Origin of the sequence: Haematobacter genomosp. 1 (assembly GCF_002196855.1) — a bacterium.
Classification (GTDB): domain Bacteria; phylum Pseudomonadota; class Alphaproteobacteria; order Rhodobacterales; family Rhodobacteraceae; genus Haematobacter.
In genome coordinates this window covers 164,700-178,463 of record NZ_NIPW01000007.1, presented here as the reverse complement: position 1 = coordinate 178,463, position 13,764 = coordinate 164,700, and the positions used below count along the sequence as shown (strand labels likewise).

Genomic DNA, 13,764 nt, shown 5'->3' with positions numbered 1-13,764 from the left:
TGCCCGGGCCCGCGGATCATACCTACTGGCCAGCAGCGCCGCTGAACAGCGCATGATGGCGCGAGAAAGAGCATGACGATCATGACAGAGACCTGTATCGAACCGGCTTCCGCCCTCCCGCTGCTCCGGCAGCCCCTTCTGTTCCTCCGGCACGGACAGACGGAGAGCAACCGGCGGAAGGTCATCGGTGGTTCGACGGATGATCCGTTGACGGAAGACGGCATGGCGCAGGCCCGCGCGGCGGCGGACAGGCTGGTCGGGCGGCCCATCGCTTCCATCTGGCATTCCCCCCTGCGCCGCGCCGCCGATACCGCACGGGTGGTCGCGGAAGTGACCGGCGCACCGCTTGTCCCGCTGGCGGGATTGCAGGAGCGCAACTGGGGGGCCTGGGAGGGGCAGGACCGCTCCCTCCTGATCCGCGAGGCGACCCCGCCGGGGGGCGAGGGGCCGGAGGCGTTCCGCGCCCGTATCTGGGCTGCTCTGGCGGAAATTGCGGGGCCGTTCCCGGTGCTCATCGTCGCGCATTCCGGCACGGCGCGGGAGATCCACGCGATGCTTTCCGACCGGCCCTTCGACCGGCCCGGCAATGCCGAGGTGGTGGAATGGCGGAGGGGCGCGGATTGTCACTGGAATTGCACGAAACTGTCATGAAACCGTCCGCCTGACGGGCTTATGGCCCGCGGCAGTCTTCCGTAGAAAGAGAACCCGATGACCGCCCTTCGTCCCCTTGCCTTCGCCTGCGCGCTCGTCCTTCCGACTGTGGCGGCGGCGCAGACGACGATCACCGTCTATACCTCCCAGCCGCAGGACCAGATGGCCCAGGTCGTGGCCGCGTTCAACGCCGACCATCCCGAGATCACGGTGGAGATCTTCCGCTCCGGCACGACGGAGCTGATGGCGAAGCTCGCCGCAGAATTCGCCGCCGGTTCCTCTCCCTCCGATGTGCTGCTCATCGCCGATGCGGTCGCCATGTCGCAGCTGAAGGAGGACGGTCGCCTGCTGGCCTATACCGATGCGCCGGTGAAGGACGTGCCGCCCGCGCTCGTTGACCCGGACATGACCTATTTCGGCACGAAGCTCATCACCACGGGCATCGTCTACAACACCATGCTGGTGCAGACCCCGCCGAAAAGCTGGGCCGATCTGGCGCAGCCGGAGGTGGCGAAAAGCCTCATCATGCCGAGCCCGCTCTATTCCGGGGCGGCGGCCATCCACGTCGGCACCATGGTGGCGCAACCCGCCTTCGGCTGGGACTGGTATGAGACGCTGGCCAAGGAAGGCGCTGTCGCCGGGCAGGGCAACGGCACGGTGATCGAGGCCGTGGCGCGGGGCGAGAAGGCCTATGGTGTCATCGTCGAATACATGGCGATGAACGCGAAGAAGAAGGGCTCGCCCGTGGATTTCGTCTGGCCGGAGGACGGCGTCTCCGTCATCTCCCAGCCTGTCGCCATCCTGAAGGATAGCGATGCCGTCGCGGCGGCCAAGACATTCGTGGACTGGCAGTTGTCCCGCAAGGCGCAGGAGCAGTCGGTGGCGCAGGGCTATTTCCCGGTGCTGTCCGGCCTTGCCGCGCCGGAGGGCTATCCCTCCGCCGACCGGCTCACCATCCTTGAGGCAGACCCGGCCAAGATGCGGGCGGAGGATCAGGCCAACAAGGAAGAATTCGCGGCGATCTATGGCGGTTGAGACACTGCGCGCGCCGGCCACGGGGCTGCTCGCGCGCCACGCCATCGTGCTCTGCGTGGCCCTTTATGTCGGGGTGCTGTCGCTCTGGCCGCTGATGCGGCTTTTCGTTGAGGCGCTGGCGCCGGGTCGGGACGGCGCGCCGCTCGGCCTGATGCGGGATGTGCTGACGGCGCGGGCCACGCTCCCGGCGGTGATGAACACACTCGGCGTCTCCGCCGCCTCGGTGGTGATCTCGGTCGTGCTCGGCGTTGCGCTCGCGCTGGCGACGGGGCTGTTCGCGCTCAGGGGCCGGGTGGCGATGAGCTTTCTCGCGCTTTCACCGCTCATCGTGCCGTCGCAGACGACGGCGCTCGCATGGATCGGTCTGGTGGGAAGCGGTTCGCCCATCCTCGGCCCGCTAGGGCTCGCGCCCGCGCCGGGAACGCCGAACCCGCTCTATTCAGGCGGGGGTATCGCGCTCGTCATGGGGATCGAGCACATGCCGCTCGTCTTCATCGCCGTCCGCGCGGCGCTGGCTCAACTGCCGCAGGATCTGGTGGAGGCTGCGCGCATCGCGGGTGCCGGCCGGGGCCGGGTGATCGCGCGGATCGTGCTGCCGCCGCTGCTGCCGAGCGTTCTGGCGGCGGGGGTTCTGGCATTCGCCGCCGCCATCGGCAATTTCGGCGTTCCGGCACTGCTCGGCATACCGGGCCGGTTTCCGGTGCTCACGACGCTCATCTATCAGCGGCTGAACGGCTTCGGGCCGGGCGTGGCGGGGCAGGTGGCGGTGCTGGCGCTGATCCTTGTCGTCATCGCGCTGGCGGCTCTGGCGCTGCGGGCGCTGGTGCTCCGGCGGCTGACGGTGCCGCTTGCCCGCGGGGCGGTCATGGCGCCCTTTGCCCTGCCGCCGGCCCTGGCGCATCTGCTGGCGGCGGGGCTGTGGCTGCTGCTCGGGACCATCGCGGTGCTGCCGATGCTGGCGCTGCTGGCCACCGCGCTCTCGCCCGCGCTCGGTGTGCCTTTCGGGCCGGAGACCGCGACACTTGCCAACTTCACCGAGGCGCTGGCCAATCCGGCCGTGCGGCGCGCCTTTGCCAATTCGGTTCTTCTGTCGGGCAGTGCTGCGGTGATCGTGGCGGCGGTGGCGATCCCCTTCGCCTTCCTGAAGGTCACGCTGCGCGACCCGGTCGTCCGGGTGTTGGACTGGCTGGTGGATGCGCCCTGGGTGGTGCCGGGCACGGTGGTGGCGCTGGCGATGATCCTGACCTTCCTGAAACCGCTGCCGGTGATCGGTTCGCTTTACGGGACATGGGCGCTGCTGCTCATCGCCTATCTTGCGCGTTTCCTGCCGTTGGTGCTGCGCCCTGTCGTCGCGGCCGCGGAAGCGGTGGAGCCTGCGCTGGACGAGGCGGCGCGGATCGCGGGTGGGGGCGTGGTCGCCCGTATGACGCGGATCACGGCGCCGCTCCTGCTGCCCGCGGCGGCGGCGGGGGGGATGCTGGTGATGATGACCGCGCTGAACGAACTCACCCTCTCCGCCCTGTTGTGGTCGAGCGGGAACGAGACGCTGGGCGTCATGGTGTTCTCGCTCCAGTATGAGGGCAATTCGACAGGCGCCGCCGCGGTGGCGGTGCTGTCGGTCGCGCTGGTTCTGCTGCTCGCGCTGATGCTGGACGCCTGCCGGGCGCGATTGCCGGGCGGCGTCCTGCCCTGGCGCGCGGCCTGACGGGAGCCTGACGGGGAGCCTGAGGGGCAGCCGTCGCCGGGGTCACCCTTCGCCCGGGAAGTGACAGGCCAGGCGGCCGCCGCCCGCACGGGGGCCGACAGGGGGAAGATCGGTGGCGCAGATGTCCCGTGCCGCGGCACAGCGGGGATGGAACGGACAGCCCTGCGGCGGATCGAGCGGCGAGGGCGGCTCCCCTCCCATCAGCGCGCGGTCCCTGTCGGGGTTGCGGACATCGGGGATCGTTCGGAGCAGCAGGCGCGTGTAGGGGTGCTGCGGGTCGCGGAACAGATCCTCCGTCGCGGCTTCCTCCACGATGCGGCCCAGATACATCACCGCGATCCGGTCGGCCATGTGCCGCACGACGGAGAGGTCGTGGCTGATGAACAGGTAAGTCAGGCCCAGCTCGTCCTGCAGGCGCCGCATGAGGTTCAGGATCTGGGCCTGAACGCTTACGTCGAGGGCGGAGGTGGGCTCGTCGCAGACGAGGAATTCCGGCTCCGAGGCAAGCGCGCGCGCGATGGAGATCCGCTGCCGCTGACCGCCCGAGAACTCATGCGGAAAGCGGCGCGCGTCGTCCGGCGAAAGACCCACGGTGCGGAGCAGGTCGGCCACGCGGGCCGCCGTCTCCGCCTCCGTCGCGCGCAGGCGGAATTCGCGGATCGGTTCGGCGATGATGTCGCCGACCCGCCAGCGGGGATTGAGGCTCGCATGCGGATCCTGAAAGATCATCTGCGCTTCCATGGGCCGTCCGTCCCGTGCAGGGGCAAAGACGATCGCGCCTTCGCTGGGCCGGTACAGGCCGGTGACGAGCCGGGCCACGGTGGACTTGCCGCAGCCGGACTCCCCCACGAGCGCGAGGCAGCGGCCCTTCGGCACGGTGAAGCTCACCTCCTGCACCGCGCGGAGCCAGCGGCGGGGCTTGCGCTCCAGCACGCGGTTCAGCCAGGGCGCGGAGACGTCGAACACGCGGGTGAGCTGGTCCACTTCCACGGCATTGTCGAGGCTTCTCATGCCACGTCTCCCGTCATGAGCCAGCAGGCGGCAAGGCCCGGGCGTGTCTCTCCGCCGCTGCCGTCCCTCGGGGGGGATTCGGCCGGGATCGGGTTAGCTGGCTCGAAGCGGCGCATTTCCGCCGGCTGCACCTGCGCCGCCCCTTCCGCCTGTATCAGCGGCGGGCGCTCCCTCCGGCAGCGCGGCCCGGCGTCGGGGCAGCGCGGGTTGAACGCGCAGCCCTGCGGGATGGCGTTCAGGCGCGGCATGGCGCCGTCGATCTGCTGAAGCCGTTTTACCCGCGCGCCGAGGGCCGGGATCGACCCCATCAGGCCACGGGTATAGGGGTGGCGGGGCCGGGTCAGAACCTCCGCCACCGTGCCGATCTCCACCACGCGGCCGGCATACATGACCGCGACCCTGTCCGCCGTCTCCGCGATCACGCCCATGTCGTGGGTGACGAGCATGACGCCCGCGCCCTTTTCCTTGCAGAGCCTGCGCAGGAGCGCGGTGATCTGCGCTTGGATGGAGACGTCGAGCGCGGTCGTCGGCTCATCCGCGATCACGAGCCGCGGCTCCCCCGCCAGCGCCAGCGCGATGACGACCCGCTGCCGCATGCCGCCCGAGAACTGGTGCGGATAGTGATCCAGCCGTTCCTCGGCGCCGGGGATGCCCACCTGCTTCATCAGCGCCACGGCGCGGGCACGGGCGCCCTTCCGGTCAAGGTCCGAATGCAGGCGGATCGTCTCCTCCAGCTGTCGTCCCACGCTGAAAAGCGGGTTCAGCGAGGTGAGCGGGTCCTGAAAGATCGCGCCCACGATGCGGCCGCGCACCTTGGCCATCTCCGCTTCCGACAGCCGGTCGGTGCGCTGGCCGTCGATGCGGATCTCGCCCGACGTGACACGGCCCGGCGGCTCCAGCAGGCCCAGAACAGCCATGCCCGTCATGGATTTGCCTGCCCCCGACTCACCCACCACGCCGAGGATTTCGCCCGGCTGGATGTCGAGCGTGACGTCGGACAGCGCGGTGAGCGTGCCCCGGCGGGTGGGGAACTCGACGGTAAGGCCGGTGACCTGCAGGGCGGCGGCTGTCATGGCTGCTCCGTGGGGATGTCGGGACGGGAGGATGTTCCGGGCCCCTGTGCGGGCGGGGCGGCCGGAGCGTCAGGGGAGGTTGCGGGGCGGCCCGCCCGCGCGGCACTCCGCGGATCGGCAAGCGGGTAGCTGGGCGGGAAGATCTCTGCGACGGGCGGGTGCTGCCATGTCCGCTCGGGATATTGCGCGACGAGACGGTCGAACTGCTCCTGCGCCTGCCTCCGGGCATGGGCGAGGTCCAGCCCGGCCACCTCTCCCCCGCGCATGGCGATGCGGCCATCCACGATCGTGGCACGGGTCACGCGCCCGGTGGCCCCGACGATCAGGGTCTGTACCGGGTCTATCCGCGGGGCGATCAGGGCATCCGCCATGTCGAACACGGCGATATCGGCCTTGGCCCCCGGCGCGAGACGACCGAGATCGGGGCGCCGCAGGGCATCCGCGCCCGCAAGCGTCGCGGCGTCGTAGAACTCGGCGGCGGAACCGGCGTCGCCCCGGCCCTCGGCCACGCGGTTGGCGATCAGGCCCACGGCCATGTTCAGCACCATGTCGGGCGGGGCGGTATCGGTGCCCATGCCGACCCGCACCCCCTGTGCCTTCAGCGCGGAGAAGGAGCGCAGGACGGAGCCGTGCCGCCCGGAGACCAGCGGGCAATGCGCGACCGTCACCCCGTTCGCGGCATAGCGCGCAAGGTCGTCCTCCGTCGCCACGGTGGCCTGGGGCGCGATGAGACGCGGCGAGAGGAGACCGAGCCGCTCCAGCCAGGCGGGCGCCGTCATGCCATGCAGGCGGCGGACCGTTTCCAGCTCCATCGCGCCCTGCGCCATGTGCAGGCGGACAGGCATGTCCAGCGCCTCCGCCCGGGCGAAGGTCTCGCGCAGAAGGGGTTCGGTGCAGGTCTCCACCCGGTCGGGCGCGAACATGCCGGAAACGAGGCCGCCGTGGCTGCCGTGAACGCGCTCGGCGAAGGCGGCGGCCTCCGCCAGCCCGGCCAGCCCGCGCGCCTCATCGAACACCGGCTGCATCCGGCCCGCCGCGTCGAGGACGACGCCACCCGAACGGTAGGCCGGCCCGAGCCAGACACGAAGGCCGAGATCCCCCGCCGCCTCCGCCGCCGCCTCGAACTCCGCCACCGTCTCCCCCCATGCGCGGTAGAAGAGCGACGCGATGGGAAGCGCGGAGGTGATCCCGTTCAGCAGGAGCTGCGCGAAGGCATAGCGTTTCTGGAAGGCAAGTTCATCGGGAGAATACATCTCCCGCGCACGCACGGCGTAATCCGAAGGCCAGACGCGGCCCTTGCGCCAGGCGGGCTGATTGTCCATGCCGAGGATCGTCGTGTCGAGATCGGAGAGCGCGTCCAGATCGACGAAACCGGGGCCGACCAGCGCCTCTCCCATGTCGTAGCGGCAGGAGACCTCGCCCGGGAACCGCTGACCGACCCAGAGGACACGGTCGTTCTCGATCACCACTTCCCCGTTCTCGACGAGCCGCCGCCCCTCGGGCAGGTCGGCCACGATCCAGCGGGCGGCGAGCGCCCATCGTCCCGGAGGGCGCGCACCGAGGGGCAGGGCGGACCAGCCCGCCGCTGCCGTCCGGGCGGCGTGGGGCGCGTGTTCCGGGGCCGCGATCACGGCGCAACCGTGAGACTGGCGCCGTTCCGGGCCACGACCCGCCCGGCGGTGACGACAAGCGCGCGCGGCGCATGGCTCACCACCGCATCGGCGAGGCTCTCGCCCTCCGCCAGCACCACATCTCCCCGCCCGCCGGGGACGAGCGCGTGATCCGCCCGGTCCATCGCCCGGGCGCCCCCGGTGGTGCAGACGTCGAGCGCCATGGCAACCTCATCGTCGCGGCGCAGGTTGTTCCTCATCCCGAGCAGCATCGCGCGTTCGAGCATGTCGCCGTTGCCATAGGGCCCCCAGGTGTCGCGGAACCCGTCCACGCCCGCGCCGAACCGCACGCCCGCCGCATGAAGCCGCTTCAGCGCGGGCACCTCGCGCGAGGGCGGTGCGGTGGTCAGGATCGGCACGTCCAGTTCGGCGCATTGGTCGATCAGCGCCTGGCTGGCGTTCCAGTCCGGCATGCCGAGACAGAAGGCGTGGCTGACGGCGACCTTGCCCCGCATGTCATGCGCCCGGATCCGCTCGAAGATCAGGTCCATGGAAAAGGCGCCCATCTCTCCGCCTTCGTGCAGGTGGATGTCGATGCCCTTGCCGTGTTTCTCGGCGATGGCGAAGATCGCATCCAGATGACCCTTCGGATCCCTGTCCATGCCGCAGGGGTCGAGCCCGCCGACCAGATCGGCGCCCGCCGACATCGCGGCGTCGACCAGCTCCACCGTGCCGGGCCGGCGCAGCAGGCCCGACTGCGGGAAGGCCACGATCTCGATCTCCACCTGCCCGGCGAGCGCGTGGCGCGTCTCCACCACGCCCTCCAGCGCGGCGAGGCCCTGATCGGTGTCGATATCGACATGGGTCCGCACCAGCGTCGTGCCGTAGCCCAGACATTGCAGCACGTGACGCATGGACTGGACATGCGGATCCAGCCCCAGTTCCCGCTTCACCCGGCGTTCGTTGTCGATCTTGTCGATGAGCCGGGGGCCGACCTCGTTGACATACCACGGATAGCCGATGAGGCCCTTGTCCACATGGGTGTGCGTATCGACAAGGCCGGGAATGGCGATGCGACCGCCGGCCTGTTCCTCGGCCACGCCCTCCGCCTGAAGGTCGGGGCCGATGGCGGCGATGCGGCCATCGCGGATCAGGATGTCGGCCGGCGCGGCCCCCATGGGGCGCGCGTTACGGATGAGGAGAGAGGTCATGTCAGTCACCGCAGTTTCGGGTTGAGAGCATCGCGCAGCCAGTCGCCCAGAACATTGATGGAGACGACGAGCAGGCACAGTTGCAGGGCCGGGAAGAGCACGATCCACCACAGGCCGGAGAAGAGATACTGGTTGCCGATGCGGATCAGCGTGCCGAGCGAGGGCTGCTCCGGCGGCATGCCGACGCCGAGGAAGGACAGCGTCGCCTCGATCAGGATGCCGAGGCCGAAGTTCAGCGTGGCGGCGACCAGAAGCGGTGTCGTGGTATTGGGCAGGATGTGGCGCAGCAGGATGCGGCGCGGCGGCACGCGGATCAGCCGCGCGGCCTGCACATATTCCTTGCCGCGCTCCACCATGGTCTGGGCGCGCACCGTGCGGGCATATTGCACCCAGGCGGAAAGGGAGATGGCGAGCACGATGACCCCGGAGGCGCCGGCTTCCCGCCAGCCGGGCGGCAGCATCTGGCGCGCGACGGCGGAGACGAGGATGGCGATCAGCATCGTGGGCATGGAGAGAAGCACATCCCCCACCCGCATCAGCACCGTATCCGCCCATTTGCCGTAATACCCCGCGATCAGCCCGAGCGTTGCCCCGACCGCCAGCGAAACGGCGACGGAGGCCGCGCCGATCACGATGGAGGCTCGGGAGCCGTAGAGGATGGCAGAGAGCATGTCCCGCCCCTGAAGGTCGGTGCCGAGGATATAGGGCCACTGGCCGCCCTCCTGCCAGATCGGCGGCAGTTCCGCGTTCCACAGCTCCAGCGCGGCAAGATCATAAGGGTTCTGGGGCGTGATCCACGGCGCGAGAAAGGCCGCCGCGATGAGCAGGAGGAGCAGCGCTGCCGCGATCACCGCGGAAGGGTGATGCCAGAAGCTCCACCACAGGTCGCTGTCGCGGAACTTCTGCAACCGGCTGCGGCGCAGTGGCGGGAGGGGGGTGTCCGTCATGGGCAGGCTCCGGGGGGTGCTGGCGGGACAGGGCGCGGGCAAGGGGATTAGGCAGCCCGCAGGCGCGGGTCGATCAGTGCATAGGCGATGTCCACCACCGTGTTCAGCGCGACGAAGATGAAGGAGACGATGCACAGATACGCCGCCATCACCGGAATATCGACGAAGGTCACCGCCTGCATGAACAGCATCCCCATGCCGGGCCACTGGAACACCGTCTCCGTCACCAGCGCGAAGGCGATGAGGTTGCCGATCTGCATGGCAGTCAGCGTGATGACAGGCATCAGGCAGTTCTTCAGCCCATGGCGGAACCACAGCGACCATTTGGGCACGCCGCGGGCGCGGGCGAACTTGATGAAGTCGGTGCGCAGAACCTCCAGCATTTCCGCACGGACGAGCCGCATGACCAGCGTGATCTGGAAAAGCGACAGGGAGAGCGCGGGCAGCACCAGGGCCGCCCGGCCGGAGGGGGTCAGAAAGCCGGTGGACCACCAGCCGAGCTGCACGACATCCCCCCGCCCGTAACCCGGCAGCCAGCCGAGGGTGACGGAGAAGATCAGGATCAGCAGGATCCCCACGATGAAGGAGGGCAGCGACACCCCGATGATGGAAGTGAACTGCAACCCCTCCGCCCACCAGCGGCCCCGGCCGATCGCGGTGAAGACGCCGAGCGGGATGCCGATGACCAGCGACAGGATCGTGGCCATCAGCACAAGCTCGAACGTCGCCGGGAAGCGTTCGCCGATGAGGGAGATCACCTCCTGCTGGTTGCGCCAGGACATGCCGAACTCCCCCTGCGCCGCGTTCACGACGAAACGGGCGTATTGGGTGAGAACGTCATCCTCCAGCCCGAGCCGCTGGCGGAGTTCGTCCCGTTCGACCTGCGTGGCGCTTTCGTTGACCATCATCTCCACCGGATCGCCGAGGAAGCGGAAGATCATGAAGGCGCAGAAGGCGACCGCCAGCATCACGAGGATCGCATTGCCCAGACGCTTGACGAGAAAGACGAGCATGGCCGTGTCCTGCCGATGGTGTGAGGTGCAGAGGTGACCCTTGGATGGGTCACTGGCGGATGGTTGACTGGCGGATGGGTTACTTGCGGGTCAGCCAGAGGCGCGGCAGGTTGTCGGCAAAGAGCGGCAGCTCCGCCACATCCGCCCCGGTCGCCCAGGTAAGGGGCTGCTGGTGCAGCGGGATCATCAGCACGTTCTTCTTCGCGATCCCCAGCGCTTCCGCGCTCATCGCGAGGCGTTTCGGCTGATCCAGTTCAACGGCCGAGGCTTCGGTCACGCGGTCGAACTCCTTGTCCGACCATCCGCCCCAGTTGAAGATGCCGAACGAGCCTTCCTTCGTATGCAGAACCTGGCTTGTCATGCTGTATGCATCAAGCATGGGAAGCGTGGCCCAGCCGAGCGTATAGACATCGACCTTGCCCGCCGACCGCTTGGGCGTCTGCACGGCGCGCGGCCCCTGGTCGAGCTTCGGCTTCAGGCCTACGCGCGACCACATGGAGGCGATGGCCTGACAGACCTGCTCCTCGTTCACGAGGGTGTCGGCGCAGTTGAAGTCGAACTCGAACCCTTCGGCACCCGCTTCCTTCAGGAGGGCCTTGGCCCGGTCCGGGTCATAGGCGGCGGGCGTATCGAGCGCGGCGTCGTAGCCCGGGATCTGCGGGGCGACCAGCGCACCTGCGGTGCGGCTCTTGCCCCGCATCACGCGCTTCTGGATCAGGTCGAGGTCGATGGCGATCTGCATCGCCTCGCGCACCCGGACATCCTTCATCGGGTTCGGCGCACCGGAGAGCAGGGCATCCCGCTGGGAAAAGCCGATCATCACCGTGCGCAGGTCCGTGCCTTCCAGAAGCTTGACGGAGGGTGAGGCCTCCAGCCGGGGAATGTCCTGCACGGGCGCCTTGTCGGTGAAGTCGATATCCCCCGACAGCAGTGCCGCCACGCGCGTCGCGTCCGACGCGATGGGGGTGAATTCGATCCGGTCAAGGTTGTGTTCCACCTTGTCCCACCAGCCATCGTATTTCACGAAGACGGTCTTTGCATCGGGCTGGCGGCTTTCCACCTTGAACGGGCCGGTGCCATTGGTGTGGTAGGTGGCGTAGCCTTCGGTGCCGGCACCGACATCGGTGGGCGCTTCGGCATTGTTCTCCTTCAGCCAGCCCGCGTCGAAGATCGTGATGGTGGTCAGGTCGTTCAGCAGGAGCGGGTAGTTTTCCGACACGTCGATCTCGATCGTATGATCGTCGATCACGCGGGAGGCCTTGTAGGCGGGGATGTTGCCGCGGAGCGGCGATTTCGGATCCGTGGCGCGGAGCAGCGAGGCCTGCACGTCCTCGGCGGTGAAATCCTGCCCGTCATGGAACTTCACGCCCTGCCGAAGGGTGAAGCGCCACGTGGTGGGAGAGACGATCTCCCATGAGGTGGCGAGCGCCGGTTCGATCTTCAGATCGCGGTTGTAGCGGACGAGCCCCTCATAGACGTGGTTCAGCACGCCGAGCGTGAAGCTGTCGCCATAGGAGTAGGGGTCGAGCGAGCCGATGTCGCGGCTTGCCCCCCAGCGGAGCGTATTCTCCGCCGCAGCGGGCAGAGCAAGGCCAGCAAGAAAGGCGCTGGCGAGAAAGAGGCGGGTCAGCCTGGACATGTCGCAACGAACTCCCTGAGTGAATCGAGCGATTCTACGCTTCTCATGTATGCGAAGATAATTTTACAAATTGCATACAATAGCAAGAAATTAATGTATCCATAATTGACATAACAATTCATGCGCCATACCGTGAGTATGCAAACAACTCCTGGATTCAAAATGTCGACCAGCCATAGCCGCAGCGATGCGATCTACGCCTCCCTGCGGCGGGCAATCCTGGAGCAGGCGCTGAAACCCGGCGTGAAACTGCCGGAAGACCAGATCGGCGAGACGTTCGGGGTGAGCCGGACCTCGGCCCGGAACGCGCTCATGCGGCTCGCGGCGGAGGGGATCGTGGACATGAAGCCCAATCGTGGCGCGTCCGTCGCCATGCCGACCTATGAGGAAGCGGAGGAGGTCTTTGCCCTCCGCCGCTGTCTGGAGCGGGAGGTGATCGACCGGCTCTGCACCCGCATGTCGAAGGATGCTATCGACGCGCTGACCAGCCATGTGCGGGAGGAGGCGCGGGCGGTCCGCGCCTCGTCTCCCCGCTCCATCCGGCTGTCGGGGGAGTTCCACATCCTTCTTGCCGAACTGACAGGGTCCCGTCTGCTCATCGACTTCGTCAATACCGTCGTGTCCCGCTCATCGCTGATCCTCGCCCGCTTCGGGCGGCCCCATTCGGCGGAATGCGGGATCGAGGAACATGTCCGCCTGATCGACGCCCTGCGCGTGCAGGATCGGGAGACCGCCGTGCGGATCATGGACGCACATTTGCATGCAGTTGAGGATCGCGCCCGCGTCGATACCGATGAGGTCGCCGATATCGCGGCGATCCTGAGCCGCTATGCCGAAGCCCCGGAGTAGGAAATGGACTGTATGACTTCCGACACGTCGCCTGAGACATCTGCCGGTACGGATGCGTTCAAGCGCTTTGACTTTGCCGCGCTTTCTCCGAAGGAGCGCTACAAGCTGCTGATCGGCACGGTGGTGCCGCGCCCCATCGCCTGGGTGACCACGGTCGATCCGGAAGGAAGGGTGAATGCCGCGCCCTTCAGCTTCTTCAACGTCCTCTCCGCCGATCCGGCCATCCTTGCCATCGGGGTGGAGAACCATGACGACCTGAGCCAGAAGGATACGGCCCGCAATATCCGGCTGACCGGGGAGTTCACGGTGAACATCGTGGATTTCGCCAATCTGGAGACGATGAACACCACCGCCGTCGCCTTTCCCACGGGCGAGGATGAGGTGGCCGCGGCGGGGCTGACGGTGCTTCCGGGCACGCATGTCAAAAGCCCGTTCATCGCCGAAGCCCCCGCTGCGCTGGAGTGTCGCCGCCACATCACGCTGGAGATCGGGCCATCCCGCGCCATCGTGCTGGGAGAGGTCGTGGCGCTGCACATCCGCTCCTCCCTCGTGAACGAGCGGCTGCATGTCGATCCGGTGGGGCTGGATGCGCTTGGCCGGATGGGCGGGCATGGCTACTGCCGCTCGGGCGAGACATTCGACCTTGCCACCCCGTCGCTCGCGGCCTGGCGGGCGGGGCGGACGTAGCGGGGCTTCGCCCGGAGAGGTGGCTGGAAACAGCTCCGAAGCATCATGCTCTGGAAATCGGCCCCGGAAGGAGCCGAGGGTGTGTCAACACTCGCCACCATGGCAGTGGTGTAGAATAAAAGTCCCCCGTCAGGCCAGAAAATGGCCATCGCGCGTGGATGTGGATGCAAGTGCTACTGTAGGGAGTTGAAACCCCCAGGGCCGGAACCGCGTCGTGACACAGCCTCAGCCGGAACGTGCCGATTTCCGGCTGGATTTCGGCAGATTGTCTTCGCGCCAATGCCGATCCGGAAGCCTTTTCGGCAGCCTGCCAAGGCCGCCGAGGCGGCGGTT

At 68.0% G+C, this 13,764-nt stretch carries 12 protein-coding genes; 5 read left to right on the top strand and 7 right to left on the bottom strand.

Going from position 1 to position 13,764, the window contains the following annotated elements:
* Positions 1-72 precede the first annotated feature (72 nt).
* The 3 genes from CDV49_RS05265 to CDV49_RS05255 are packed head-to-tail and all read left to right on the top strand — an operon-like array spanning position 73 to position 3,391.
* Positions 73-651 (top strand): histidine phosphatase family protein, encoded by a 579-nt coding sequence (locus tag CDV49_RS05265; protein ID WP_088214513.1) that lies wholly within the window; start codon positions 73-75, stop codon positions 649-651.
* Positions 652-708: 57 nt separating this feature from the next.
* Positions 709-1,686, top strand: coding sequence for an ABC transporter substrate-binding protein (locus CDV49_RS05260; RefSeq protein WP_088214512.1), 978 nt, complete (start codon positions 709-711; stop codon positions 1,684-1,686).
* Positions 1,676-3,391: an ABC transporter permease gene (locus tag CDV49_RS05255; protein WP_088214511.1), complete on the top strand. Its 1,716-nt coding sequence runs from the start codon at positions 1,676-1,678 to the stop codon at positions 3,389-3,391. The genes CDV49_RS05260 and CDV49_RS05255 overlap by 11 nt, the downstream gene beginning before the upstream one ends.
* Before the next feature lie 42 nt (positions 3,392-3,433).
* Here CDV49_RS05255 and CDV49_RS05250 read toward each other — a convergent pair whose 3' ends face one another.
* The 7 genes from CDV49_RS05250 to CDV49_RS05220 form a co-directional block, all read right to left on the bottom strand.
* A complete protein-coding gene (locus CDV49_RS05250; protein ID WP_088214510.1) occupies positions 3,434-4,402 on the bottom strand; it encodes an ABC transporter ATP-binding protein in 969 nt (322 codons plus the stop codon).
* Positions 4,399-5,475 carry an ABC transporter ATP-binding protein gene (locus CDV49_RS05245; protein ID WP_088214509.1) on the bottom strand — a complete coding sequence of 359 codons (1,077 nt, stop codon included), beginning with the start codon at positions 5,473-5,475 and terminating at the stop codon, positions 4,399-4,401. Before CDV49_RS05245 ends, CDV49_RS05250 begins: the two co-directional genes overlap by 4 nt.
* Positions 5,472-7,106 (bottom strand): amidohydrolase family protein, encoded by a 1,635-nt coding sequence (locus CDV49_RS05240; protein WP_218821891.1) that lies wholly within the window; start codon positions 7,104-7,106, stop codon positions 5,472-5,474. Before CDV49_RS05240 ends, CDV49_RS05245 begins: the two co-directional genes overlap by 4 nt.
* Positions 7,103-8,296, bottom strand: coding sequence for an amidohydrolase family protein (locus tag CDV49_RS05235; protein WP_088214508.1), 1,194 nt, complete (start codon positions 8,294-8,296; stop codon positions 7,103-7,105). Before CDV49_RS05235 ends, CDV49_RS05240 begins: the two co-directional genes overlap by 4 nt.
* 5 nt (positions 8,297-8,301) lie before the next feature.
* Positions 8,302-9,243 carry an ABC transporter permease gene (locus tag CDV49_RS05230; RefSeq protein WP_088214507.1) on the bottom strand — a complete coding sequence of 314 codons (942 nt, stop codon included), beginning with the start codon at positions 9,241-9,243 and terminating at the stop codon, positions 8,302-8,304.
* A gap of 47 nt (positions 9,244-9,290) precedes the next feature.
* On the bottom strand, positions 9,291-10,256 hold the full coding sequence (locus CDV49_RS05225) for an ABC transporter permease (protein ID WP_088214506.1): 966 nt from the start codon (positions 10,254-10,256) through the stop codon (positions 9,291-9,293).
* Positions 10,257-10,335: 79 nt separating this feature from the next.
* Positions 10,336-11,895, bottom strand: coding sequence for an ABC transporter substrate-binding protein (locus CDV49_RS05220; RefSeq protein ID WP_088214505.1), 1,560 nt, complete (start codon positions 11,893-11,895; stop codon positions 10,336-10,338).
* A 162-nt stretch (positions 11,896-12,057) separates the two neighbouring features.
* Between CDV49_RS05220 and CDV49_RS05215 the strand changes: the two genes are divergently transcribed.
* On the top strand, positions 12,058-12,744 hold the full coding sequence (locus CDV49_RS05215; RefSeq protein ID WP_088214504.1) for a GntR family transcriptional regulator: 687 nt from the start codon (positions 12,058-12,060) through the stop codon (positions 12,742-12,744).
* Between the two features lie 3 nt (positions 12,745-12,747).
* On the top strand, positions 12,748-13,431 hold the full coding sequence (locus tag CDV49_RS05210) for a flavin reductase family protein (protein WP_256947248.1): 684 nt from the start codon (positions 12,748-12,750) through the stop codon (positions 13,429-13,431).
* Positions 13,432-13,764: the final 333 nt, after the last annotated feature.

What these genes read in the sequence shown, in the direction of transcription:
- CDV49_RS05250 (WP_088214510.1), bottom strand. Translation starts at nt 4,402, where the DNA reads ATGAGAAGCCTCGACAATGCCGTGGAAGTGGACCAGCTCACCCGCGTG.
- CDV49_RS05230 (WP_088214507.1), bottom strand. Translation starts at nt 9,243, where the DNA reads ATGACGGACACCCCCCTCCCGCCACTGCGCCGCAGCCGGTTGCAGAAG.
- CDV49_RS05225 (WP_088214506.1), bottom strand. Translation starts at nt 10,256, where the DNA reads ATGCTCGTCTTTCTCGTCAAGCGTCTGGGCAATGCGATCCTCGTGATG.
- CDV49_RS05245 (WP_088214509.1), bottom strand. Translation starts at nt 5,475, where the DNA reads ATGACAGCCGCCGCCCTGCAGGTCACCGGCCTTACCGTCGAGTTCCCC.
- CDV49_RS05215 (WP_088214504.1), top strand. Translation starts at nt 12,058, where the DNA reads ATGTCGACCAGCCATAGCCGCAGCGATGCGATCTACGCCTCCCTGCGG.
- CDV49_RS05260 (WP_088214512.1), top strand. Translation starts at nt 709, where the DNA reads ATGACCGCCCTTCGTCCCCTTGCCTTCGCCTGCGCGCTCGTCCTTCCG.
- CDV49_RS05235 (WP_088214508.1), bottom strand. Translation starts at nt 8,296, where the DNA reads ATGACCTCTCTCCTCATCCGTAACGCGCGCCCCATGGGGGCCGCGCCG.
- CDV49_RS05210 (WP_256947248.1), top strand. Translation starts at nt 12,748, where the DNA reads ATGGACTGTATGACTTCCGACACGTCGCCTGAGACATCTGCCGGTACG.
- CDV49_RS05265 (WP_088214513.1), top strand. Translation starts at nt 73, where the DNA reads ATGACGATCATGACAGAGACCTGTATCGAACCGGCTTCCGCCCTCCCG.
- CDV49_RS05255 (WP_088214511.1), top strand. Translation starts at nt 1,676, where the DNA reads ATGGCGGTTGAGACACTGCGCGCGCCGGCCACGGGGCTGCTCGCGCGC.
- CDV49_RS05220 (WP_088214505.1), bottom strand. Translation starts at nt 11,895, where the DNA reads ATGTCCAGGCTGACCCGCCTCTTTCTCGCCAGCGCCTTTCTTGCTGGC.